The organism is Bifidobacterium angulatum DSM 20098 = JCM 7096 (assembly GCF_001025155.1).
GTDB classification, from domain to species: Bacteria; Actinomycetota; Actinomycetes; order Actinomycetales; family Bifidobacteriaceae; genus Bifidobacterium; species Bifidobacterium angulatum.
In genome coordinates, this window is the sequence record NZ_AP012322.1 from 188,646 (window position 1) to 214,500 (window position 25,855).

Annotated in this window: 13 protein-coding genes and 3 rRNA genes; 15 read left to right on the forward strand and 1 reads right to left on the reverse strand. The window is 58.0% G+C overall.

Annotated elements, in window-relative coordinates:
- Window positions 1–3: 3 nt before the first annotated feature.
- A complete protein-coding gene (locus tag BBAG_RS00740; protein WP_003825556.1) occupies window positions 4–2,145 on the reverse strand; it encodes a DUF6020 family protein in 2,142 nt (713 codons plus the stop codon).
- Between the two features lie 876 nt (window positions 2,146–3,021).
- Between BBAG_RS00740 and BBAG_RS00745 the strand changes: the two genes are divergently transcribed.
- The 15 genes from BBAG_RS00745 to BBAG_RS00805 all read left to right on the forward strand — a co-directional run bounded on the left by BBAG_RS00745 (window position 3,022) and on the right by BBAG_RS00805 (window position 25,855).
- Window positions 3,022–4,552, forward strand: a 16S ribosomal RNA gene (locus BBAG_RS00745).
- A gap of 424 nt (window positions 4,553–4,976) precedes the next feature.
- Window positions 4,977–8,034, forward strand: a 23S ribosomal RNA gene (locus BBAG_RS00750).
- 171 nt (window positions 8,035–8,205) lie between these two features.
- Window positions 8,206–8,322, forward strand: a 5S ribosomal RNA gene (gene rrf / locus BBAG_RS00755).
- Together the 16S, 23S and 5S rRNA genes form the textbook arrangement of a ribosomal RNA operon.
- Window positions 8,323–8,515: 193 nt before the next feature.
- Entirely contained in the window at window positions 8,516–9,646 is a 1,131-nt protein-coding gene (locus tag BBAG_RS00760) for a LacI family DNA-binding transcriptional regulator (protein ID WP_033508997.1), read from the forward strand.
- A gap of 125 nt (window positions 9,647–9,771) precedes the next feature.
- On the forward strand, window positions 9,772–11,070 hold the full coding sequence (locus BBAG_RS00765) for an extracellular solute-binding protein (RefSeq protein WP_003827366.1): 1,299 nt from the start codon (window positions 9,772–9,774) through the stop codon (window positions 11,068–11,070).
- Between the two features lie 4 nt (window positions 11,071–11,074).
- A complete protein-coding gene (locus tag BBAG_RS00770; protein ID WP_003806603.1) occupies window positions 11,075–11,992 on the forward strand; it encodes a carbohydrate ABC transporter permease in 918 nt (305 codons plus the stop codon).
- Between the two features lies 1 nt (window position 11,993).
- Window positions 11,994–12,872: a carbohydrate ABC transporter permease gene (locus BBAG_RS00775; protein ID WP_003827368.1), complete on the forward strand. Its 879-nt coding sequence runs from the start codon at window positions 11,994–11,996 to the stop codon at window positions 12,870–12,872.
- An 11-nt stretch (window positions 12,873–12,883) separates the two neighbouring features.
- Window positions 12,884–14,095 carry a glycoside hydrolase family 1 protein gene (locus BBAG_RS00780; RefSeq protein ID WP_231855871.1) on the forward strand — a complete coding sequence of 404 codons (1,212 nt, stop codon included), beginning with the start codon at window positions 12,884–12,886 and terminating at the stop codon, window positions 14,093–14,095.
- Between the two features lie 562 nt (window positions 14,096–14,657).
- Window positions 14,658–14,870: a hypothetical protein gene (locus BBAG_RS08690; protein WP_003827373.1), complete on the forward strand. Its 213-nt coding sequence runs from the start codon at window positions 14,658–14,660 to the stop codon at window positions 14,868–14,870.
- Window positions 14,867–15,064 carry a type 2 periplasmic-binding domain-containing protein gene (locus tag BBAG_RS08695; RefSeq protein WP_231855902.1) on the forward strand — a complete coding sequence of 66 codons (198 nt, stop codon included), beginning with the start codon at window positions 14,867–14,869 and terminating at the stop codon, window positions 15,062–15,064. The genes BBAG_RS08690 and BBAG_RS08695 overlap by 4 nt, the downstream gene beginning before the upstream one ends.
- A gap of 293 nt (window positions 15,065–15,357) precedes the next feature.
- Complete coding sequence (locus tag BBAG_RS00785; RefSeq protein ID WP_003827375.1) at window positions 15,358–17,400, forward strand: right-handed parallel beta-helix repeat-containing protein; 2,043 nt, start codon at window positions 15,358–15,360, stop codon at window positions 17,398–17,400.
- 1 nt (window position 17,401) lies between these two features.
- On the forward strand, window positions 17,402–18,541 hold the full coding sequence (locus BBAG_RS00790) for a glycosyl hydrolase family 8 (RefSeq protein WP_003827376.1): 1,140 nt from the start codon (window positions 17,402–17,404) through the stop codon (window positions 18,539–18,541).
- On the forward strand, window positions 18,538–20,145 hold the full coding sequence (locus tag BBAG_RS00795) for a glycoside hydrolase family 43 protein (protein ID WP_003827377.1): 1,608 nt from the start codon (window positions 18,538–18,540) through the stop codon (window positions 20,143–20,145). The genes BBAG_RS00790 and BBAG_RS00795 overlap by 4 nt, the downstream gene beginning before the upstream one ends.
- Window positions 20,142–21,593 carry a carboxylesterase/lipase family protein gene (locus BBAG_RS00800; RefSeq protein WP_047750025.1) on the forward strand — a complete coding sequence of 484 codons (1,452 nt, stop codon included), beginning with the start codon at window positions 20,142–20,144 and terminating at the stop codon, window positions 21,591–21,593. The genes BBAG_RS00795 and BBAG_RS00800 overlap by 4 nt, the downstream gene beginning before the upstream one ends.
- A 536-nt stretch (window positions 21,594–22,129) precedes the next feature.
- Complete coding sequence (locus BBAG_RS00805) at window positions 22,130–25,855, forward strand: MSCRAMM family protein (RefSeq protein ID WP_003827380.1); 3,726 nt, start codon at window positions 22,130–22,132, stop codon at window positions 25,853–25,855.

Below are 25,855 nucleotides of genomic sequence, written 5' to 3' on the forward strand. Positions count from 1 at the left end.
AGTCTAATCCTTCGTTGTGCAAGCGCGGGCACCCGTGTTCGCTGTGGAGACGCGGGCATGCGAATCACGCCAGAATGTCAGGCATAGGAATACGAAGCAGAAGGCTATGGGTAGCATGTGGCGTTCGAAGTTGTTCGCCGGTGCGGTGATCATCACGCCCATAAGCAGCAGCAACGGCAGATGCCATGCCAGTGTGCGCCACCGTCGCAGAATCACTTCCGCAGCGCCGATGAGCAGCGTCAAAATAACGTAGAAGTTGCCGTGCAGCGGCCATCCAAGAACCGGTGTCCGGCTGATCTGCCTGGATGTATTCGCCACCCATGCGCGCCAATTCGCGTTGTAGTACTTGATCCATGTGGAGTTCGAAGTCACTTGGTCGTTATACACGTAATAGTCCATCGAAACGTAGGGAAGATCTGCGATGTCGAAGTATCCGAAGCATTTTGCCATCAGCGCGTCCACTGCCACCACAGGATTCGCGCGCACGGTCTCCAGCCAGGCCTCGTTGAAATGCTTCATGCTTTCCGGCGTGACGGACCGCCACCGGTAACTGACCTTCTTGGACTGGATGCCCGAGGATTTCACCGGATCCGCATCCTGCTGGAAGTACGCTTCGGCCATCTGGTCAAGATTGAAGACCGGCGCAAGCTTTCTGCGTGCCGACTCGGGGATGGTCTCAGGTGCCTTATTGGCGATTCGTGCGATCTGCTGCAACTGAACGCCATGGCTTTCGATCGGATCGCCACTGATAATGATCCCGGAATTGATGGCCATCGAGATGCCGCCGTGAATCAGCACCGTCGGCACAAGCAGTGCGAACACGTAGACCTTCCAATGCCTGCGATCTGCAATCAGGGCAAGAACAAATTCGAACAGCAGCACGTACCATGCGTATTTCGCGCTGATCAGCATGATCGCGTTGGCGGCGAGGAAAGCCAGGAAGGTGCGTGCAGGCAAACGGTGGAATCTTGCAAGGAACGGCGCGCCATGGGCCGGGGCATGGCGGTCGCCGGATGTGGCGTACAGCTCGTACCAGATGCCGAACGCCCAAGTGAACGCGAATGCGAACAGCGGCGATTTGGTCAGCGAAATCGTGGAGAATACCGCCAACGGGCACAACAGGAAGAACAGTATCGTGATGACCCGTGCCGGCGCATGTGCCGATTGGGAAGGCAGAGTGGCGCGCATGCCCCGCTCGGGGCGTCCAAGGCGAGTCGGGGCGAATCGTCCGCCGCGTTCAGGGTGGGCGAAATCAACGTATTCGTTGCGCGCGAGCCAAGGCAGATTCAGGAAGCGATGCAATGTGGCGGCGATGCATCCGATGGCGAACAGCCATTGGATGGCGGCCAGCAGCACAATGCCCCAGTCGTTGGAACCGGTGAAATAGCGGGAAACGGCCAATGTGGAGCCATACCACAGCGTGAGCAGAATATTATGCTGGTCGGTCAGGTAGGTAGGGGAGTCCGGCCACAGGTAATGCGCGGTCGGGTAGATGTCCATCGGGGCGAAGGAGAAGAACCCGATATACGGCTGTTTCAAACCCGTCCACTGATTCCAAGCCCAGCTGAATTCACGGGCCTGGCTTCGTAGGTCCGCGCCGAAGGCGGCCAATAGCGTTGTCGGTACCCACAGCCATCCGATGACGAGCACCAGTGCGATTTTCCATCGTTTGTCGGTACAGCGCACAATCCAGCGGCCGCAGCATGCGCTTATGCGCTGAAGCCAGATGCCGGTTTTGGTGATCCGGAACGTTGCGGCTCGTTTCCTCCATGCGGTACGCCAGGATCGCGGAATCAGTGTTCTGGGCGTGCGCTCGCCGGTGGCGCGGTCAGCCGCCCATCCAAGTGCCGGCTGGTGGTGTGCTTTGCGTACCAGCACCACCACGATGAACAGGTAGATGGCAAACGCGAGTATGCCGAATAGTGCATTGAGCGCGCCAAAGTTCGCAATGGAGGAATCGTTCCAATACAGCGGTCCGACTGCGGTGCACCAGGCCAGCCACAGACATGCCGCCACGGCGAGTGCCCATCGTGCCGTGGCTCCAATGCGCGCGAAGGCATTGTGCTGTGTGCGTGGCCGTGTTTGCCGGTCGATGTTGCGGCTGGTGGTGGTGCGGTTATTGCGTGTGGTTGCTGGCTTGATCATGGTGTTGTGCTTGATGTGGTCGCTTTGCTTGGCTGTGTTGGAGACGCGGTATGTGCGTTTGTTTCGTTCCTCGCCTTGTGTGTGGCGAACTTGTACGGTGTCGTGCCCGTCCCGTGGCGAGCGATGCTATCGCTGGCTGCGGTCGGGGCACCCTCATGAAGGCCATTCTAGACTTTGCCCTGTCGTGGGCTTATGGGGCGTTGATGATGGTGCCTTGTTTCCCAGTGGCGTGTGGTGTACGGTACCCGTATGACTTGGATGGACGTGGCGTGCATGTGCGTGAGTGTTCGACCGTGATGCGCATATATAACGGCTATGTTGCTGATGCAAGTCGCAAGCGTTGTGGCTCTGTCGAGGTTCCGATACCGCATGCGGTTCGGTTGTGAGCTGGCTGACTGGCGATTTGTGCGGCTGAATGCTTGTGTGACGCGCCGTTGTCTGGTTGTTCTGTGGTGTTTGGTGGGTGGTTCCGGTGTCCCCGTGGGTGTCGTGGGTGTGGTTCGGTCCGGTTTCGGGGTGTTTTCGACACGCCGGTGTTTGCGTGTGTTTCCAATGGTTTTGGGGGTGTTCGTGTGGGTCGGGGTTGCGTGTGTGCCGGTGTTGGTGTAAGTTTTTCTCTTGCTGCTCGGCACGGGGTGCTTCCCCTTGGGGCTGGTGCTTCCGGTCCGGTGCGGTGGTGGTTTGAGAACTCAAGAGCGTGTCTGTACTACTTTATGCAAGTCAATGATTGCCAGTCCGCCGTCCGCTTCCCGTTGGGGAGTGGCCGAGGGGCCTTGAAGGTCGGCGGGGTTTTCGTGCGATAGCGCCTTTCCTTATAAGGCGAAGTCGATTTTCTTTATTTTGGGAGTCACATGTTGATTCCCTTCGCGAAGTTTTTTTGTGGAGGGTTCGATTCTGGCTCAGGATGAACGCTGGCGGCGTGCTTAACACATGCAAGTCGAACGGGATCGGCTGGAGCTTGCTCCGGCCGTGAGAGTGGCGAACGGGTGAGTAATGCGTGACCGACCTGCCCCGTACACCGGAATAGCTCCTGGAAACGGGTGGTAATGCCGGATGCTCCAGTCCATCGCATGGTGGTCTGGGAAAGATTTTATCGGTATGGGATGGGGTCGCGTCCTATCAGGTAGTCGGCGGGGTAACGGCCCACCGAGCCTACGACGGGTAGCCGGCCTGAGAGGGCGACCGGCCACATTGGGACTGAGATACGGCCCAGACTCCTACGGGAGGCAGCAGTGGGGAATATTGCACAATGGGCGCAAGCCTGATGCAGCGACGCCGCGTGCGGGATGACGGCCTTCGGGTTGTAAACCGCTTTTGTTGGGGAGCAAGCCTTCGGGTGAGTGTACCCTTCGAATAAGCACCGGCTAACTACGTGCCAGCAGCCGCGGTAATACGTAGGGTGCAAGCGTTATCCGGAATTATTGGGCGTAAAGAGCTCGTAGGCGGTTCGTCGCGTCCGGTGTGAAAGTCCATCGCTTAACGGTGGATCTGCGCCGGGTACGGGCGGGCTGGAGTGCGGTAGGGGAGACTGGAATTCCCGGTGTAACGGTGGAATGTGTAGATATCGGGAAGAACACCAATGGCGAAGGCAGGTCTCTGGGCCGTTACTGACGCTGAGGAGCGAAAGCGTGGGGAGCGAACAGGATTAGATACCCTGGTAGTCCACGCCGTAAACGGTGGATGCTGGATGTGGGGCCCATTCCACGGGTTCCGTGTCGGAGCTAACGCGTTAAGCATCCCGCCTGGGGAGTACGGCCGCAAGGCTAAAACTCAAAGAAATTGACGGGGGCCCGCACAAGCGGCGGAGCATGCGGATTAATTCGATGCAACGCGAAGAACCTTACCTGGGCTTGACATGTTCCCGACAGCCCCAGAGATGGGGCCTCCCTTCGGGGCGGGTTCACAGGTGGTGCATGGTCGTCGTCAGCTCGTGTCGTGAGATGTTGGGTTAAGTCCCGCAACGAGCGCAACCCTCGCCCCGTGTTGCCAGCACATGATGGTGGGAACTCACGGGGGACCGCCGGGGTTAACTCGGAGGAAGGTGGGGATGACGTCAGATCATCATGCCCCTTACGTCCAGGGCTTCACGCATGCTACAATGGCCGGTACAACGGGATGCGACATGGCGACATGGAGCGGATCCCTGAAAACCGGTCTCAGTTCGGATTGGAGTCTGCAACCCGACTCCATGAAGGCGGAGTCGCTAGTAATCGCGAATCAGCAACGTCGCGGTGAATGCGTTCCCGGGCCTTGTACACACCGCCCGTCAAGTCATGAAAGTGGGTAGCACCCGAAGCCGGTGGCCCAACCAGTTCGCTGGGGGGAGCCGTCTAAGGTGAGACTCGTGATTGGGACTAAGTCGTAACAAGGTAGCCGTACCGGAAGGTGCGGCTGGATCACCTCCTTTCTACGGAGATTGCAGTCCGTGTTTTCGGACAGTGTGTGCCGCGCCGGCGCGATGGTCGTGCCGTGTCGCGGGTGCTGGTGTGGAAGAGATCATGCGGCTTGCATGGTATGGGCATGCTTTTGGGCTCCCGGACCGCCACCCCGCGGGTTTTTCCCGTGGTGCGGTTCGTTGCCCATGCGTGGTGCGCGCGTCCCCTTGGGGTGTGCGTGGGCGCGTGGCGCGTGGTGGTTTGAGAACTGGATAGTGGACGCGAGCGAGGCGGAGGCCTTTGGCCTTCGTTTTGCTTCTATTGTTTTTCGATCGAACTTCATTTGAATGTTTTGTTTATTGTTGTTCGTCGATCGTTTTGTGATCATTTCAGATGTGATGATTTGTCGTCTGGGAATTTGCCGATAGGGCGTCTTGCGGGTCCCGTACGGGTGTATGGGTTGCCTGCAAGGGCGTGGGGTGGATGCCTTGGCAGACAGGACCGATGAAGGACGTTGGAGGCTGCGATAAGCCTCGGGGAGCCGCCAACCGGGCTTTGATCCGAGGATTTCCGAATGGGGAAACCCGCCGGCCGTCATGGGCCGGCACCGCCTTCGGGCGGGGGGTACGCAGGGAAGTGAAACATCTCAGTACCTGCAGGAGAGGATATTCCGTGAGTAGTGGCGAGCGAAAGCGGATCAGGCCAAACCTGGGGCGCGCGATACCCGTCGGGGGTTGCGTCCTGGGTGTTGTGGGAAGCCCTGTCCCGGTGCCGACGCGCCGGGCGGGAGTCACAAAACCATGTCTTAGGCGAACCGGGTTGAATACCGGGCCGCAGAGGGTGATGGCCCCGTAGCCGTAGGGACATGGTCTTCCGATGGGTTCTCCCAAGTAGCACGGGCCCCGTGGAATCCCGTGCGAATCCGTGCAGACCGTTGCATAAGCCTAAATATTCCTGTCTGACCGATAGCGAACGAGTACCGTGAGGGAAAGGTGAAAAGTACCCCGGGAGGGGAGTGAAATAGTCTCTGAAACCGTGCGCCTACAAACCGTCGGAGCCCTGAGGGGTGACGGCGTGCCTATCGAAAAATGAGTCTGCGAGTCAGTGGCATGTGGCGAGGCTAACCCGGGTGGGGGAGCCGTAGCGAAGGCGAGTCTCAAAAGGCGTTTTGAGTCGCGTGCCCTGGACCCGAAGCGGGATGATCTAGCCCTGGGCAGGTTGAAGCGCGGGTAAGACCGCGTGGAGGACCGAACCCACTTAGGTTGAAAACTGAGGGGATGACCTGGGGCTAGGGGTGAAAGGCCAATCAAATTCCGTGATAGCTGGTTCTCTCCGAAATGCATTTAGGTGCAGCGTCGCGTGATTACATCCGGGGGGTAGAGCTACTGGATGCTTGCGGGCCCATACCGGGTACCAACAGCAACCAAACTCCGAATACCCGTGATGCGTATCGCGGCAGTGACCCGGCGGGGGATAAGCTCCGTCGTGGAGAGGGAGACAGCCCAGATCGTCGTCTAAGGTCCCCAAGCGTGTGCTAAGTGGGAAAGGATGTGGAGTCGCATAGACAGCCAGGAGGTTGGCTCAGAAGCAGCCATCCTTGAAAGAGTGCGTAACAGCTCACTGGTCTAGTGGTTCCGCGCCGACAATGTAGCGGGGCTCAAGCACACCACCGAAGACGCGGCAGTACTTCTGTACTGGGTAGGAGAGCGTCCCGTGCGGGGCGAAGCGGCGGCGTGAGCCTGTCGTGGACCGCACGGGAGTGAGAATGCAGACATGAGTAGCGAGAGCGGGGTGAAGATCCCCGCCGCTGGATGACCAAGGGTTCCGGGGCCACGTTCATCGTCCCCGGGTTAGTCGGGTCCTAAGGCGAGGCCGACAGGCGTAGTCGAATGGACGAACGGGTCGATATTCCCGTACCGGCTTTGGACCGACCGGTCCGAGACCGGGTTGCTAACCTCCGTTCCGGTTCCGTGCCCTCCTTCGGGTGGGTGTGGGTCCGGCGCGTTGGGAACCGCCCGGCAGTAGGGCAGCGCAGGAGTGACACGGACGGGTAGCCGGCCGCGGAGGTGGTTTTCCGTGGTCAAGCACGCAGCCCGTCGCACAGGCAAATCCGTGCGGCGTGTGGGCGAGGTGCGATGATGGGGCCCTTATGGGCCGATATCCGGTGATCCCTGCCGTCGAGAAAAGCTTCGGCGCGAGGGCCAATGCCGCCCGTACCCCAAACCGACACTGGTGGTCAGGTAGAGAATACCAAGGCGATCGAGCGAATCCTGGTCAAGGAACTCGGCAAATTGCTCCCGTTCCTTCGGTTTAAGGGAGACCCCCTGCTGTGAACGGGCTTGCCCCGGGAGCGGCGGGGGGTGGCACAGGCCAGGGGGTAGCGACTGTTTACCAAAAACACAGGTGCATGCGAAGGCGAAAGCCGCTGTATATGCACTGACGCCTGCCCGGTGCCGGAAGGTTAAGAGGATCCGTCAGCCCTCGGGCGAAGCGGTGAATTCAAGCCCCGGTAAACGGCGGTGGTAACTATAACCATCCTAAGGTAGCGAAATTCCTTGTCGGGTAAGTTCCGACCTGCACGAATGGCGTAACGACTTCCCCACTGTCTCGACCAGGAGCTCGGCGAAATTGCAGTACGAGTAAAGATGCTCGTTAAGCGCAGAAGGACGAAAAGACCCCGGGACCTTTACTATACCTTGGTATTGGCATTCGGTGTGGATTGTGTAGCATAGGCGGGAGGCTACGAGTCATGGGCGCCAGCCCGTGAGGAGCCGTCGTTGAAATACCGCTCTGTTCGCATTGGATGTCTAACCTCGAGCAGTCATCCTGCTCAGGGACAGTGCCTGGCGGGTAGTTTAACTGGGGCGGTTGCCTCCCAAAGAGTAACGGAGGCGCTCAAAGGTTCCCTCAGCCCGGTTGGCAATCGGGTGGCGAGTGTAAGCGCACAAGGGAGCTTGACTGCGAGACTGACGGGTCGAGCAGGGACGAAAGTCGGAGCTAGTGATCCGGTGCCGGCGTACGGACGCGGCATCGCTCAACGGATAAAAGGTACCCCGGGGATAACAGGCTGATCATTCCCAAGAGTCCATATCGACGGGATGGTTTGGCACCTCGATGTCGGCTCGTCGCATCCTGGGGCTGGAGCAGGTCCCAAGGGTTCGGCTGTTCGCCGATTAAAGCGGCACGCGAGCTGGGTTCAGAACGTCGTGAGACAGTTTGGTCTCTATCCTCTGCGCTCGTTGGAATCCTGAGGAGGCCTGCCCATAGTACGAGAGGACCTGGGTGGACGAACCTCTGGTATGCCGGTTGTCGCGCCAGCGGCACGGCCGGTTGGCTACGTTCGGAAGGGATAACCGCTGAAAGCATCTAAGCGGGAAGCCTGCTCCGAGATTAGGATTCCTCGCGGCCTCGGGCCGCGCGACCCCCCATGTAGAACACGTGGTCGATAGGCCGGACGTGGAAGCCCCGCAAGGGGTGGAGCTGACCGGTACTAACGGGGGAAAGGCAATCATACTCCATCATCCGGGTCCCGGGTGGTGGCCCGTATTGCGTCCTTCGGATGATTCCCCGCGGCAGGGAGCGTCCGGAATGCGTCACAAGACAGTTTTTCGCGTCCATTGTCCGGTTCCCGGACCGTCACGGTCCGATCCCCCCGGGGTCCTTCCCGGGGAAGGTCGACAAGATTTGCGGCGGCCATGGCCAGGGTGAGACGCCCGGTCCCATTCCGAACCCGGAAGCTAAGGCCCTGCACGGCGATGGTACTGCACCCGAGAGGGTGTGGGAGAGTAGCGCGCCGCCGCTTTCACACGATACGGTTCCCCCCGGTCGAGCCCCCACGGGCTCCCGGGGGGATCCTCTTTCCCCCCACGCACGCGCGCGGGCGGGCCGGACGACGCAGCCCGGACCCCGCGGGGTTTCCGGGCGGACGGTCAGAGGAAGCTTTTTGGACTTCAGCCCGCGTGTGTCTCATGTATCAAAGCGGTTAGACTGATCTTATGGCAAGAGTTACAGTGTATGATATTGCGGAAAAGGCTGGGGTATCTACCGCAACGGTGTCTTTCGCCTTCAGGCATCCTGACAAAGTAAAGGATGATACCAAGGCCAGAATTCTCAGGATTTCAGAGGAGCTTGGGTACGTTCCCAGCGGCAATGCGCGCGGCCTCGCCAGAGGCAGAACCGGCACGTTGGGCATATACGCGTTCGACATGCTGTTGGAGAGGCCCCAGGGCAGCGGCCTCGAGGAAGACCGACCCGACGCATCCTCTGCGACGGTCAACGCGTCTGTGGACGGCGACGAACCAGATGTCCTCGCATATCCCTTGTACGTAGACGAGGTGCTCCGCGGCTTCGAACTCGAATGCTGGAAGAGCGGGAAGGGCATACTCATGGGTGCCGCCTCGAAAAAGGATGATCACAGATCTGTAACGGATATCGCCGGTTGCGTTGATGGACTGGCGCTGATGCCAAGCGGATATAACGATATGCTCCCTCTTTCCATGTTGGCGAAGACCATTCCGCTGGTAATGGTGGGTGTGGGCGATGAAAAACTGCCTGCCGCATACCTGCAATGCGATAACGCATCGGGCATAAGACAGATTGTTGACCATCTTGTCGAAGTTCACCATATCAACGATATGGCATTCGTCGGTGACGTCAATGGTGGTGGAGCGTGCGCGAGCGGTACCGACACTGATGACGTCGTCTTGCGTTATGACGCGTTTAAAAAATACCTCGAGGAACGCGGGCTGGACTCCAGAGGGGCTCTGTTGGATGACTCTTTCGCCACGTCTGATGAATATTTGGTTAGTGTGTGTGAGGCGATAGAATCTAATCGCTTGCCGCAGGCCTTGGTGTGCGGCACTGATCAGACGGCTTTTGACGTGATTAGACTGCTCGTGGATTCTGGAATCCGTGTCCCTGAAGACGTCATCGTCACTGGCTTTGACGGCATTTTAGCGGGTAGGCTGATGACTCCACACCTAACGACCATCCGTCAGCCTATGGAGGAGCTGGGACGCAGGGCCGCGCGGATGCTGCTTTCCAGGAATGGGAAGCCCTGGGAAAAACCGGAAAAACTAATATTGCCTGTTCGCCTCGTCGTGCGTGGCAGCTGTGGATGCGGCTGATGGAATAAAACTCAGAAGTGCGGAGCATTATTGGTGTGTCTTCTTGACTGAAAACAATCTATGCGCTTAAATATAAGTATCAGTCTAACCGCTTAGATTGATACTTATATTTATAAGGAGTTTCAATGATGAAATCATTTTTCAGGGCGTCTGTCGCGACGGTCGTAAGTGCGGTCATGGTTATCGGCATGTCCTCGTGTGGGCGATCCGAAAGCGGCGCAGATTCCGATTCCGATGCGGTCAAGACCATCAATTCAAGCAAGGCCACCGGCGACCTGACTATCTGGGCCATGGGCAACGAGGGCGATCTGCTGGATGATTTCGCTAAGGGATTCGAGAAAGAGAACCCTGACGTCAAGGTTAAGGTCACCGCGATTCCATGGTCCTCAGCGCACGATAAACTCCAGACCGCCATCGCCGCGGGCAACGGTCCCGACCTTGCACAGATGGGCACTACCTGGATGGCCGATTTCTCCAACTCATTCTCCACCGTGCCTGACAACCTCGACATGTCCGACTTCTCCGACGGGTCTAGGGCTGCTGGCCAGGTCGACGGGAAACAGCTCGGCGTGCCTTGGTACATCGACACCCGAGTGCTGTACTACCGTACCGACATCGCCGGGATGGCTGGTTGGAACAAAGCTCCGAAGACGTGGAATGAGCTTAAGCGGATGGCCAAGGACATGCAGAAGGTCGACGGGGTCAAATATGGCATGAACCTCAATCCATCTGGCACTGATGCGTTCCTTGGGACTCTGCCGTTCTCCTACTCGGCAGGGGCGTCCCTGACTAATGAGGAACAGACGAAATGGACTTTCGAAGATAACGGTATAAAGAAGGGATTGAACTTTACCACTAGCCTCTACAGGGATGGCATAGCGGACGTCAATGCCGACGTGAGTTCCGGCGCCGACATAGCGAATTTCGTATCCGGCAGCACACCGATGATGCTGCAGGGGCCGACCGCCGTCAGCCAGATCAACGAATTGGGCGGCGATGGCTTCGAATCCAAGTACGCCACCGTGATTCTGCCGTCGATGAACGAATCCTCGGGTCCTGCCACGTCCTTCGTCGGCGGCAGCAACTTCGTGACGTTCAAGGACTCCAAGAACAAGCAGTCCGCATGGAAGTTCATCCAGTGGGCAAGCAAGCCCGAGGTGCAGGTCGAATGGTACAAGAAGTCCTCCGACCTGCCCGCCTCTCAGAAGGCATGGGATGAGGACGTGCTCTCCGGCAACGACAAGCTCGCGGCGTTCGGTGACCAGCTGAAGCACACCATGGCTCCGCCGGCGCTGTCCACCTGGGCGCAGGTGTCCTCCGCTGCCGACCGCATCCTCGAGCAGATAAACAAGGAACAGGTCTCCGTTGACGAGGGCTTGAAGAACCTGCAGTCCGAAGCCGACTCCATCGGAACGGGAAACTGATCCCATGAGCCTCGGGACAAGAAAGACGAAGACGGAGGGCTCGGGCAACGTCCTCCGCCGCCGCCGTACGATTCTCGCATGGGGATTTGCCTTGCCTTTCGCAGTCGTGTTCTGCGTATTCATGCTGATTCCCCTCCTGTCCTCGATGGCGATGTCCTTCACCGACATCACCTCCAAGGACCTTCGCACCCCGTTCAACGTCAACTTCGTCGGACTGGACCAGTACATCACCCTGTTCCACGACCACCGTTTCCTGCACGCGTTGGGCGTCACCGGAATCTTCGTGCTTGTCGGCCTGCCGATCACCATGGCGATCGCCCTCGCATTCGCGGTGGCCCTCAACAAGGGATCCAAGCACCTCAACGCGTTCTTCAGGGCCGTGTTCTACGCGCCGGTTGTCGCCAGCGTGGTCGCGGTCTCCGTCGTGTGGAGGTACATCCTCCAGAAGGACGGCCTGCTCAACTCGCTCCTGGCCGTCTTCGGTATCGCCGGGCCGGACTGGCTGCACGACACCCGCTACGCCCTGCCCGCGCTGATGGCCATGACCATCTGGCGCAACATGGGAACGCTGATGATCATCTTCCTCGCCGGCCTGCAGGCCATCCCCGAGGAATTGAAGGAGGCTGCGGCCATCGACGGCGCAGGCAAATGGCGCACCTTTCGTAGCATCACGCTCCCGCTGCTCAAGCCCACGCTGCTGCTGGGTGCCGTGCTTCTTTCCGTCGCCTACCTGCAGTTCTTCGAGGAATCCTTCGTGATGACCCAGGGAGGACCGCTCGATTCGACGCTCTCCGCCGCGTACTACGTGTACCAGAAGTTCGGTTTCGGACAGTACGGCATCGCCTCCGCAGCCAGCTGGGTGCTGTTCATCATCATCGCGCTGGTCAGTGTGCTCCAGTTCCGCATTCTCAAGGAGGATTGAGATGACAGCCACGACAGTCGCGGCATCGAAGCCGCAAAGCAATAAGCAGCCGATCTGGCGCCGATTCGTCAAAGGACGTGGCCTCTCCTACTGCGTCCTCGCGGTGATCGGAGTCTTCTGGATCTTCCCATTCCTATGGATGGCGTTGGGCTCGTTGAAGACCCAGAGGGAGATCCTCGCCAAACCGCCGAAGCTCCTGCCCGAGCACGCCTCGCTCGCGAACTTCGCCAAATGGTTCGGGGAACTGAACTTCGGCACCTACTTCACCAACAGCATAGTTGTCGCCGTGATCACCGTCCTCGGGAACATGGTGTTCTGCTCCATGGTCGGATACGCCTTGGCGAAGATGGACTTCGCTGGCAAGAACATTCTGTTCGGCGCCGTCATGGTGACGCTCATGGTTCCGAGCGTGGCCACGTTCGTCCCTCTGTTCGTGATCATCTCGAACATGGGACTCGCGAACTCCTATGCGGCGCTCATCCTGCCGTTCCTGTGTCAGCCCATCGGAGTCTTCCTGATGAGACAGTTCATCTCCGGAATCCCCGACGCGCTGATGGAGGCCGCGAGGGTCGACGGCGCCGGCGAGCTGCGCATATTCTTCCAGATTGTCCTGCCCCAGTGCGGGCCGCCGCTGGCGACGCTGTCCATCCTCACGTTCCTGTCCTCCTGGAACAACTTCCTGTGGCCGTTGGTCGCGGCCCAGACCGAGGAGAAGTACACGCTGCCTGTAGCCCTGTCCCTCTACTCTACCGGTCAGAACGCCACGAACTACAGCGTCCTGCTCGCCGGAGCAGTATTGGTGGTCACCCCAATCCTACTTCTGTTCGTATTCCTGCAGCGCTACTTCATCCAAGGTGTCGCCGGAACGGGCATCAAATAGAAAGGCATGTCATGAAAGAACAATACGAGTTCCCGCCGGAATTCATTTGGGGCGCGTCCACAGCCGCGCATCAGATCGAGGGGAACAACGTTGCGAGCGACTGGTGGGCCAGGGAGCATGCCGAACGCACGGACCTCAACGAACCGTCTGGAGACGCGGCCGACAGCTACCATCGCTACGGCGAGGACATCAGAATGCTCGCCGACGCCGGATTGCGCATGTATCGCTTCTCCGTCGAATGGGCCCGCATCGAGCCTGCGGAGGGCTGCTTCTCCAAAGCGCAGCTGCTGCACTACCGCCATATGATCGACGTGTGCCATCAGAACGGTGTCGAGCCCATGGTCACGCTGAACCACATGACGCTGCCGCAGTGGCTTGCGGCCAAGGGCGGATGGCTCAACGCCGATGCCGTCGACTACTTCGCTCGGTACGTGCGGTACGTGATGACGATACTCCACGACGTCACCTGGGTATGCACCATCAACGAGCCGAACATGGTCGCGCTGACCCGTGGTGGGACCGAAGGCAGCGATTTCGCGGCCGCATCGCTACCCGCACCCGATCCGGACATCTCCGTCACGCTCGTCGAGGCGCACAGGAAGGCTCGGGAAATACTGTCCGGGAACCCTCGGATCAAGTCCGGATGGACCATCGCCTGCCAGGCGTTCCATGCCATGCCGGGATGCGAACGGGAGATGGAGGAATACCAGTATCCGCGCGAGGACTACTTCACCGAAGCCGCGGCCGGGGACGACTTTATTGGCGTGCAGGCCTATCTGAGGACTTTTATCGGCAAGGAAGGACCAGTGCCGGTCCCCGAGGACGCGGAACGCACCCTCACCGGCTGGGAGTATTTCCCGCCGGCGTTGGGCATCGCCATCCGGCACACATGGGACGTTGCCGGACACACGCCGATAATCGTCACCGAGAACGGCATCGCCACCGCGGACGACCGCCAGAGGATCGACTACACCTTCGACGCCATAGCCGGCATGCACGACGCGATGGACGATGGCATCGACGTGAGGGGATACCTCCACTGGTCGCTGCTCGACAACTACGAGTGGGGGTCGTTCGCTCCGACGTTCGGTCTGGCTTCCTGGACAAGGACACCTTCGAACGTCATCCGAAGCCATCCCTGGACTGGCTGGGGTCAATTGCGAGAACGGGGATCATGTCCAGATAGAAGGCCGTTGATTTCATTCTCCATTCCATTCCCATGAGAGGGCGTACGCTCCAAAGACGTGCGCCCTCTCATGGGAATGGAATGGAGAAGCCCGACTGCAGTCGTAGCGATCACGGGTCCATCCCCTGTACCGTGGACGGCGCACGATACCGTCATTCATGTCGATACTCCCCAAACAGTCTCTCCTTGCCGTCGTTGAATCATCCGCCTCGGCTCCATACATTTCTCATCAAAGTCCATGGAATTCCGATTGGGCTTCACCCCCATGAGAAACTTGTTCCGCTGCTATTTCTGTTGTCTGCCATTGGGAGCCGCCGTGCCAGTCTGGGAATCCGCTCGCACCTCGATTTAAGTTGGATATGGGTTTGCTTTCATTCATCTTTTTGGCTTTTGCTTCTAGGCTGCTGATTGGGTATTTGCGTTATTTACCTCGGTAGCGTCTGATCTGTCCGAGACCGTTTGTCTCGTTGGCGTTTATAAATCACGCTTATAGTTTCTCCATATAAAGATAAGATAGCGCGAAAGGCCTTTTGGGTTCATTCCTCAGATAGCATGCTTCTCATCAGCTGGATAGCTATGCTGAGAGGAAGGGACAATAAATGTCTAACAGCCTCATCAATAAGCGTATTGTAGCCGTGATTGCAGCGGCAGCATCCGTTTTCTCCTTGACGGCCTGCGGCTCTGGAACATCTAAGAATGATACAGAAGCATCGAAAGATGTTCAGGTTGTCAATATTGCCGGTGTGACAGGGAAAAACCGTATACATTCGTTGACGGCAATAACTACACTGGCTACGATTTCGAACTTCTGAAGAAGATTGATGAAAAAATGCCCCAGTACAAATTCAAGTACACCGCGCTGGCTCAGGATGCTTTGCTTACGGGATTGCAGAGTGGCAAGTATGATGTGGCAACGTGCTCTTTCTACGGTACTGCCGAGCGTTTTAAGACTTTGAAGATATGTTTGCGCTGTTGTTCGGCGTGTTCGGTTGGCGGGGCAGCGTAAATAGTTTTCGCAGTTAATCGTGTTTGGGCGGAAGTCTGTGATTTCCTACGTTTTGAATACTTAAATCTATTCGAAAATTTCGTAAATAGTTGCATATAGAACTTTCGTGACAAAAATTTTAAGTATTTAGTTAAGCGATTTGACTTTCTTGAAAGTTAAACCATATAATCAAACAGTGCTTTGACTGAAATGCTAAAGCATTTACGAAACATGAAGATGTGTGTTCGTGCATGTCGCCAAAGGAGAAAGACTTCTGTATTCCCACATCCGATATTGAATAAGGAGATGCAGCAATGAAGTTTGAATACCATGTCAAACCAACCGGCAACGATGCTGCGTGCGGCGACGCGGAGCATCCGTTCGCCACGATTTCCAAGGCCGCGCAGATGGCCTCTCCGGGGGACACGGTAATCGTGCATGAAGGCGTATATCGCGAACAAGTCGATCCGAAACGCGGCGGTCTGAGTGAACATGAGCGCATCACCTACTGCGGAGCCGAAGGCGAAGCACGGCCGGTTATCAAAGGCTCGGAATGCGTGCAGGGCTGGACGGAATTGGCCGATCATCCGCATGTGTGGACGGTGATGCTTGATAATACGATGTTCGGGGATTTCAATCCATTCGCGACCCCGATTTTCGGTGACTGGCTGGAAATGCCCAAGTTCGGCAAGGATCCGGACAAACATCTTGGCGATGTGTATCTCAACGGTGTTTCCTTCTTCGAATCGACGACGTTGGAAGGCGTATACGATCCGCAGCCGCGTGATACGGATGAGGATTTCGCGTTGAAGATTCCCTGCCCTGTGCCGGATGTGGACCGTACACGTTATGTATGGCATGCCGAAGTGGACGAGAATGCCGGCACCACAACGATCTGGGCGAATTTCCAAGGTGCCGATCCGAATGAGGAACTGGTGGAGGTCAGTGTTCGTCGCACATGCTTCTTCCCCTCCCGCAACCATGTCAACTACATCACCGTGCGTGGCTTTGAAATGGCGCAGGCCACTGGAGATTGGGCGCCGCCTACCTCGCAGCAGTGGGGCATGATCGGCCCGAACTGGTCGTATGGCTGGATCATCGAAGACAACGTGCTGCATGACGCCAAATTCTCCGCGGTGTCATTGGGCAAGGAAATCTCATCCGGCGACAACGAGTGGACGAAAACCGAGCGCAAGACCGGTTACCAGTACCAGTTGGAGGCCGTGTTCAAGGCCCGTCGCATCGGCTGGGAAAAGGGGCTGATCGGCGGTCATATCGTACGCAACAACGACATCTACGAGTGTGGACAGAATGCCATCGTCGGACATATGGGCAGCGCATTCTGCCGTATCGAGCATAACCATGTCCATCACATTGCGTTGAAGCGTGAATTCTTCGGATGGGAAGTCGCTGGCATCAAATTCCATGCCGCATTGGATACGGTCATTGCCAACAACAACATCCACGACTGCTCGCTGGGCATGTGGATGGATTGGCAGACGCAGGGCACGCGCATCTCGCGCAATGTGTTCCACGCTAACGTCCGTGACCTCATGATTGAAGTGAGTCATGGGCCGTATCTGGTGGACAATAACGTTTTCGCCTCGCCGGTGATGTTCCAGAACTGGTCGCAAGGTGGTGCCTTCGTCAACAATCTGATTTGCGGCGGCATTGAACCGCATACCGTCCCCGACCGTTCCACGCCGTATCACTATCCGCACACCACCGAGGTGGCCGAGTGCGCTGTGGTATCCGGCGGCGATGAGCGTTGGCTGAACAACATGTTTGCGCCGCAACCGGTGAAACCGACCGTCGGTGAATATGGTTTGTCCGCCTACAGCGATTGCCCGATGTCGATGCATGAATACCTGGAACGCCAGCGGGCCATGTGGGCAAATCCTTCGCAGGGTGGTGACGAGCACAATCCTCTGCAGTCTCTATACGCGGGCGGCAACATCTATCTGTCCGGCGCACAGGGGCTGAACAAGCAGGAAGGTGCGGCCGACGATTCGGAGCGCATGCAGGAGGACGCCCCGTTCTTCGGCGGCACCGCCTCCACGAGCGTTGCGTGTGATGAGCCCATGCCGGTGACATTGGTCGAAGAACCCGATGGACTGTACCTGCAGTGCACTGTGCCACAGGCCGTCGCCGATACCAGGATGCAGGTCGTCACCAGCGATATGCTCGGCGTGCCTCGCATCGTGGAGGAACGCTATGAACAGCCCGATGGCAGTGACTATGTGCTAGACACCGACTTGCTGGGACAAGCCTTGACCGCAACGGAACGCAAGGCCGGGGCGTTGAATGGTCTTGTCTCCGGAAAGAATCGCATCCGAATCTGGGAATGGAACAACTGATATGACAAATGCAACCGATACCAGCAAGACATTGGGCGAGTCCATGTTCGCACAGTGCGGATATGCCCAGGACGCCATCGATAAGCGCGTGTCACAGGTCTGGTATGAAATTTTCGAAGGTCCGAACAAATTCTATTGGGAGAACGACGAAGGTCTTGCCTATGTGATGGACACCGGCAACAACGATGTACGTACCGAGGGTATGAGCTATGCGATGATGATCGCCCTGCAATACGACCGTAAGGACGTATTCGACAAGCTGTGGGGCTGGGTAATGCGTCACATGTACATGAAGGACGGTCATCATGCGCATTATTTCGCATGGTCGGTCGCGCCGGACGGTACGCCGAACTCGAATGGTCCTGCACCTGACGGCGAGGAATATTTCGCGATGGACCTGTTCCTCGCTTCCCGTCGCTGGGGTGATGGCGAGGATATCTACGAATATTCCGCATGGGGACGCGAGATCTTGAGATATTGCGTTCATAAGGGCGAACGCTACGACGGCGAGCCCATGTGGAATCCCGACAACAAGCTCATCAAGTTCATTCCGGAAACCGAGTGGAGCGATCCGTCCTACCATCTGCCGCACTTCTATGAAGTATTCGCCGAAGAAGCCGACGAAGAAGACCGTCCATTTTGGCATGAGGCAGCCGCCGCAAGCCGTCGCTATCTGCAGGTGGCCTGCGACGAGCGGACCGGCATGAACGCTGAATACGCGGATTATGACGGAAAGCCGCATGTCGACGAGTCCAATCATTGGCATTTCTATTCCGACGCCTACCGTACCGCGGCGAATATCGGACTGGATGTAGCCTGGAACGGTCTGCAGGAAGTGCTGTGCGACCGCGTCGCCGCGCTGCAGCGATTCTTCCTGACCCACGACCGTACTAGCGTCTACGCCATCGACGGCACCGCCGTGGACGAGGTCGTGCTTCATCCGGTCGGATTCCTGGCCGCGACCGCGCAAGGCTCACTTGCGGCGGTGCATTCGGCCCAGCCCGACGCGGAGCATAATGCCCGTGAATGGGTGCGCATGCTGTGGAATACGCCGATGCGAACCGGCACGCGTCGTTACTATGACAATTTCCTCTATGCTTTCGCCATGCTGGCGTTGAGCGGAAAGTATCGGTATGAATGATGATTACCTCAACTAATCCTATGGTCTACACTAATCCTGTGGTCTACACGGATTTTCCTGATCCGGACATCATCCGGGTCGGGGACGTGTATTACATGGCCACTACGACTATGCATTTCACACCCGGGTGCGATATTCTGCGCAGCTATGACCTGGTGCATTGGGAATTCATTGCGCACGCATTGAATATCGTGGCGGATACCCCTGAAGAACGTTTGGAATGTGAAGGTGCCAACGCCTACGGTCGAGGCATGTGGGCGCCGTCACTGCGTTACCATCGAGGCACCTGGTATGTGTTGTTCGCCGCCAACGATACGCATACCAGCTATCTGCTGACGGCGGACGATCCATGCGGCCCATGGCGAAAGCGTGAGCTTGACGGCTTCTATCACGACAGCGGACTGTTCTTTGACGACGATGATCGAGCCTATGTCGTATATGGGCAGTCGACATTGCGCATCACGGAGTTGAATCCTGAATTAAGCGGGCCGATGCCGGGTGGGCTCGACCGGGTCATCGCACAGGACGATCCGCAGGCTGACCTTGGTTATGAGGGCAGTCACCTATACAAGCATGATGGACGCTATTACGTCTTCACCTGTCACTTCCCGCAAGGCAAGGGCAAAACAGAAGCCTGCTTGATAGCCGAATCCTTGGATGGCGCTTTCGAAGCGCGTGAAATTATCGACGACGACCTGTCCTTCCACGGTTACGGAGTCGCGCAAGGCGGTATGGTGGACACTCCGGACGGCGACTGGTATGCATTCATGATGCAGGACCGCGGCGGTGTGGGACGCGTGCCGACACTGATGCCGATGCGATTCGGCGAGGACGGATTCCCCGTCATCGGCGAGAACGGCAAAGTGCCGCAGTCGGTCAGCGTGCCGGCTGCAAGCTGTGCCGAACCTGTCGCGCCCATCAACGGCAGCGAATTCATAGCCCGGCATAACGCCGAAGGCGGAGTCGATGCCAACTGCCTGCAGCCATACTGGCAGTTCAATCACATCACACATGACGAATACTGGTCACTGACGGAACGTCCGGGAGAATTCCGCCTGCATTCCGGACGCATCAGCTCGAATCTCAATCATGCATGGAACACGCTGACGCAGCGCACGATGGGGCCGGTGACGGTGGCCGAAGTCACCGTCGACGCGTCGACATTGCATGATGGCGACTTCGCCGGATTGGCGGCGTTCCAAGGATGCTATTCCTACATCGCGCTTACGCGAAGGAACGGCCGCACGATGCTGACCGTCCAATACAAGCCGGTGAATGACGATTCCATCTTCTCCGACAATGATTGGGACAGTCCAGCCGTAACGGATGCGGAAATCATGGCGGATGCGGATTGCATGCGCCTGCGCGCGGTATATGATTTCACCGATTGCAAGGATGAAGTGACGTTCTTCTACCGCGATGCGGATACGCCGGAATCCGAATGGCGTCCATTGGGGACAGCGCACCGGATGGTCTTCAAAATGGATCATTTCACAGGTTGCCGTATCGGATTGTTCCTGTATTCGACAAAAGAGACCGGTGGAATCGCCGATTTTTACGACTTTGCGTATTCGACGCCGAATACGAAGGAAGGAGGGCGATGAAGCGGCAGGCCGTAGTGGCGCAGGGAACTGTCGAAGGCTTGGCGGCTGAAGATCAGGGCATCACCGTGTTCCGAGGGGTCCCGTTCGCCCAGCCTCCCGTCGGCGGTCTGCGCTGGCGTGCGCCGCAGCCGGCCCTGCCATGGGATGGTGTGCTGCAAGCCTTCGATTTCGGGCCTACCGCGATGCAGCCGACGCCGGGCGCCTCCGATGATTTCTATGATCGTGAATGGGGCACCGATCCGGCCGTGCCGATGAGCGAGGATTGCCTCTACCTGAATATTTGGACTCCGGCATTACGCGGATATGGCGCGGATAGCATGGTAGCCTCCGAAAAGCTGCCGGTCATGGTCTGGATCTACGGCGGAGCCTATCAATGCGGCGGCACATTTGAAAAGGAATTCGACGGCACACATCTCGCCGCGAACGGCGTCGTTGTGGTCAGTGTGGCCTATCGTCTGAATGCATTTGGGTTTATGACGCACCCTTTGCTGCATGAGGAGGCCGTAGAACGCGGCGACGGCGAACCATATGCGAATTTCGGATTCCTGGATCAGCGTGCCGGAATCCAATGGGTGAAGGAAAACATCGCGAAGTTCGGCGGAGATCCGGAAAACATCACGGTTTTCGGCCAATCGGCCGGTGCCGCCAGCGTCTTGGCCCAGATCTGCTCGCCGATGAATCATGGCCTGTTTCAGAAAGCCATCATGCAATCCGGCGCAGGCCTAGGGCATTTCAATGCGCGGCAGGACACGCTGGAGCATGCGCAGGCCAACGGAATCCGTCTGTTCGAAGCATTGGGTGTCTCCACGCTGGAGCAGGCCCGTGCAATCCCGGCCCGAACGGTATTGGAAGCCGCCGAGTCCCTGCCTGTTCCACCGGACAGCGGACGTGAAGATGACTGGTCGATGATCGTCAATTGGGCGCCATGCGTGGACGGCCTGTTCCTTCCCGATCAGGAGGAGCGTATCGTCGAGGGCTGCAAGGCCAACAACGTCGACATGCTGGTCGGCAACACGACCAATGAGTTCATCGCTTCGACTGAAGATGGGAAGCCTGTGCATGTCGGCCAGCTCGGCAATCTCACGCTGATCCGCAAATGGACCGCAAGCGGTGGAACCACGCCATACTACTATCATTTCGATGTCGCTATGCCGGGGGATGATGCCGGAGCCTTCCACTCGTCCGATCTGTGGTTCTCCTTTGGAAGTCTTGCGAAATGCTGGCGTCCGTTCGTTGGATGGCATTACGATCTGGCAAGACGAATGGGGCTGTACTGGACCAATTTCGCCGCCAATGGCGATCCCAACGGAACGGACCGTGACGGAACGCCGCTTCCTGTATGGGATCCTTGCATCGGTGAGGAATACCCCGCCATGCATTTGTGCCAAGAACCGGGCATGCGGACGGATTGGCTTACCGAAATGGATCGAAAAGCATTCGGCCTGTGATGGCATGCCGTTGATGTATACATACTGATATGTAAACAGGGACGGTCTTCGTGGATCGTCCCTGCCGCATAATGGTTTGCCGGCAAATAGACATGGTCGCCTATTGCCGGCTGTAAATCCTGAAAAAGCATCTGATGAAAGAAACGTCATGCGCAATGATATCGGTAGTGCCCGAAGGGTTGCGCATTTTGGATCATGGCCGTCCATGGCGCGATGATCAGTTCGCTTCCATGAGGCTGTCACCGAGCCGGGGCATGTCCGGATAGCGGCGGGTTGACCATCCGTTCGCGGTGACGCAGCGGATTCCGGCGCATACGGGCATCAACGCGCCGCTCCCGTCCGGGAAGCCCGCATCACAAAGTGCGCAGGATTTCGGTCCTTATTGCTATATTATTTTTTTTGAATAAAGGGGTTATTTTTTTCATGCTTAAGGATGTGCGCTTCGGCACGCATCCAAGCAAGCACATCCCCTGCGGTTATTGTCTCACGATGGTTCGCGCGAAGCGATGAACCGTTAACATGTGCGGAGTTCTGGTATGGTCATACGTTTGACGCGGCTGATGACGGCGATTGCGCTGGTCATCGGCATCATCGTACCTGTTGCCACGGCCTCTGCCGTTGACAGAGGGGGGCACAGAGGGGGGATCGACACCGCACAACAGACGCCGGTGTGCGGCCATCCCTGGAACCAGAATGAACAGGGGGCCACTGTTGATTCCAGCAAGCCTTCCGGCCGATTGGTCGGCTGTATCAGCAATGCCGCAGTGCAATATCGATTGCAGAATTCGACGCAATGGCAGAATGTTCCCGCGGACGAACACGGCAATGTCTCGTTCGATTACAGCACGAAAATAGCCCAATTCCGTTTTGACGCGCAATTCGTCATACCCCAAGGAAGCATCACCGAAGACAACCACGTGTTCCGATACCATATCGCGGGATTCAACGGCAGCGGTACCACCATGTCGGGCACGCTCAACGACGATCTCGGCACGTACACGATCGCTCCCGACGGATTGGTGACCATCGTCTTCAGCGAGCACGCCATCAGCAAGAACGCCGTCGCCCCGCTGGACAATGGCCGATTGTACATCGAAGCCGATCGCAGCAAGGTGACCGGCAATAATCCAGGGCAGACCGTATTGGATTTCGGCAACGGCCATACCACCACCATCACCATGTACCGCAGAAGCGGCAGCACCTCCAAGAAGGTCATCGGCACACCGACGCTGCAACCGGACGGAACGCTCAGCACCAGATGGCAGGCGCAATTCGCCAACACGGGAACCATCGACCAGCCGATCGTGAGGATCGAGGATTGGATGGCCTATGAGAACGTTGCGGAACAGAACGGTTCCACCTCGTCAAGCCGAGGATGGTACACGGCAGATAACATCAACGATCTGTACCAAACGTTGACCACAACGATGGGGCACGGCACGTTGACGGTATATACGGTCACGCTGCCAAGCTACAAGGGCGGTGCCGCCGTCACATGGCCGGCTGGAGGATCGGCCACGGGAACCTATTGGAAGTGGGTTTTCCAGCCGGATTCGTATTCGATTCCCGTAGGACAGACGTTGACGTTGCAATACGATTCGACGTTCGCCAATGATGTGCTGCATCCCGCTTCGAAAAACATTTCGCGGTTCGTCCGTTCCAACAACGGAGGCGACTATTTCACCAACAATGCAATTGCCTGGAATCCGCTGCGGCCAAGGATCTCGCTCACCAAAACGGCGGGCGGGCAGCAGACCCCCTCGGCGGAGCAGTGCCAGACCATGGGTGTGACGGAAGGCCATTGCGGCCTTGCGTCGTGGAATGTCTCGGTGCGCAATGCCGGCGACGGCCAACTGCCGGCGGGATGGGTCATGCAGGACACCGGCAGCGGCGTCTGGTACACGAAGCAACTGCTGCAGGACAGTCTGCGCGTGACCGTCGACGGTAAGCAGCTGGCCGGAGCGACGCAAGTGTCCTCCGACAATGGCAAGACCTGGGTGGACCTTGACAAGGCGCAGGAATCACAGCGATACACGTCCTTCCGGTTCGTGGCCGACAATGCGCTTGCCCCCGGCACAACCGCGGCGATCACCTATCACAGCCTGTTCGATTCCAGCGAAACGACCGTGCGCAAGAATTCAGCCACTGCGGGAACCGGCGTCGGTGGAGCGTTCGTCAAACCCGTCACCTCCAGTGTGCAAGTCGCCTCTTTGGTCAAAGACGGTTGTGGTGATCCGGTCGACGGGCAGGGGAATCCCAAATTCGCCTCCTGCTCGGCCAACGGTGCCGACTACACATGTACCGCCACCACCGATCCGGTGTCCGTGAGGCAAGTGGGATGGCGTATCAGCGCGCACGTGACCGACAATTGGCGTCGTGCGCCGCTCGTCTTCACGGAAACCCTGCCGGAGGGCCTGCGTGACGTGAAGTTCGCGTTCTCCGATCATGGCGACCGCAAACAGTGGCTTACCGTGGGGGATACGCGGTTCACCAATACCCAGGGTGTGCAATATGCCGTCACCGTCAAGCAGACCGGCGATCGCACGTACCAGATCACCATCCCCAAACAGGCGACCGATCTCATGAACGACGGCAACGTGTATCTGTATGTGGCCGCACGCACTCCCGACATCAACGACGGCAAGTACTGGATGGAAGGCAAATACGACGGCAAACGGGGTTGCGTCGCCGATTCCGCGCTGAAAAACGGTGCCGGCGATTGCCTGACGGCCAAGTACCGTAATACGGTTTCCATGGGCTCCGGCAGCATACCTTCCGTGTCCACGTCGGAAACCTTCGTCGATAATTTCCAGAAAACCAATACCGGCGTCGAGGACAAGCAGAACGTCGACGGCGGCTGGTCCTCCGACGGCAAAAGCTTCACCCGAACCTATTATGTGCGCGCCAACCGGTATGGACTGAACATCGATGCCACGCATGCGAAACAGGATGACGTCCCCGATACCGATATGCTGCCCATCAAAGACACGTTGACCGTGCCCGCCATACCGGAAGGCAGCAATCCGCAGGTCACGTTCCTGGGCAACGTGACCGTGTGCCTCGCCTGGATAGGCAACGGACAGCCATGCCCGGCCGGCAAAACGTACCAACCATCCTCGGATGCGATCGTATACCAGGAAAACGATGCCAAACTCGGCGGCGTATTGACGGTGTACGTTCCCGATTCCACGCCGGTGACCATCAGCTATCAGTACGGGTTCAAAGGATCCGCCGGATTCGACGTGGCGAACACCGCGCGATTCTCCAACTCGCCATGGTCCGATGCCGGCGCATTCAATACGAACGGCGCGGCCATCAGCAGCAGCGGCGTCATCGTGCAGACGTCGACGATGCTGTTGCATAAAACCGATGATGATGCATCCGGCTACCGGGATCTGGCCGGTGCCAAATTCGAACTGCTCGCATGGAACGGCCATGACTATGCGTCGAACAAGCCCACGCCCATTACGGCGGTGACGGACGAGAAAGGCATGATCGTCGTCGGCAAAACCCAAGGATTGCAGTGCGGCACGGCATATCGGATCAAAGAGCTCCAAGCGCCGCCCGGCTATGAGATCAACGACGGGCAGACCGATTTCTATCTGACGAATTGCGGCGGAGGAGCGTACTTCGGTCCGACGAACGCGGATGGCAGTCCGGACGCGTCAGTGCATCAATGGACCGGCGGCTACACGGTGACGATTCGAGATAAGAAGATCACCGGCTCGGTGTCGTGGAGCAAAGTGGACGCCGACCATCACGAGGAATATCTGTCCGGCACCACGTGGCGGCTTGAACGACGCAACGATGACGGTACGTGGAACAAGGTCAACGATTCCCTCTATAACTTCGCCGATTGCGTGGGCGACGGTAATGCCGCCTGCGCCGGCACCGGAGACAAGGATCCAGCCGTCGGCAAACTGACCATCGACAATCTCGACTGGGGAACCTACCGGCTGACGGAGATCACCTCGCCCGGCGGATACCGGTTGCCCGACAGTGACCGTACCTGGGCCGAATTCACGATTCGCCGGGAGGATCCCAAGGCGAAAGCCGTGCTGCAAGGACGGGGTGATTGGGCCGGCGTTACGGACAATCGTCTTACCAATCGGCCGCAACCGGTTTCCGCGCTGCCTTCCGCGGGGCGTCGTGCCGCGTGGGTGGTGACGATCGTCGGCATGGTGGCGTCCGGAGGGGCGTTGGCGGTGTTGGCGATCGCCGCGCATATCAGAAAACGTTCATACGGGAACCGTTCCGTATGA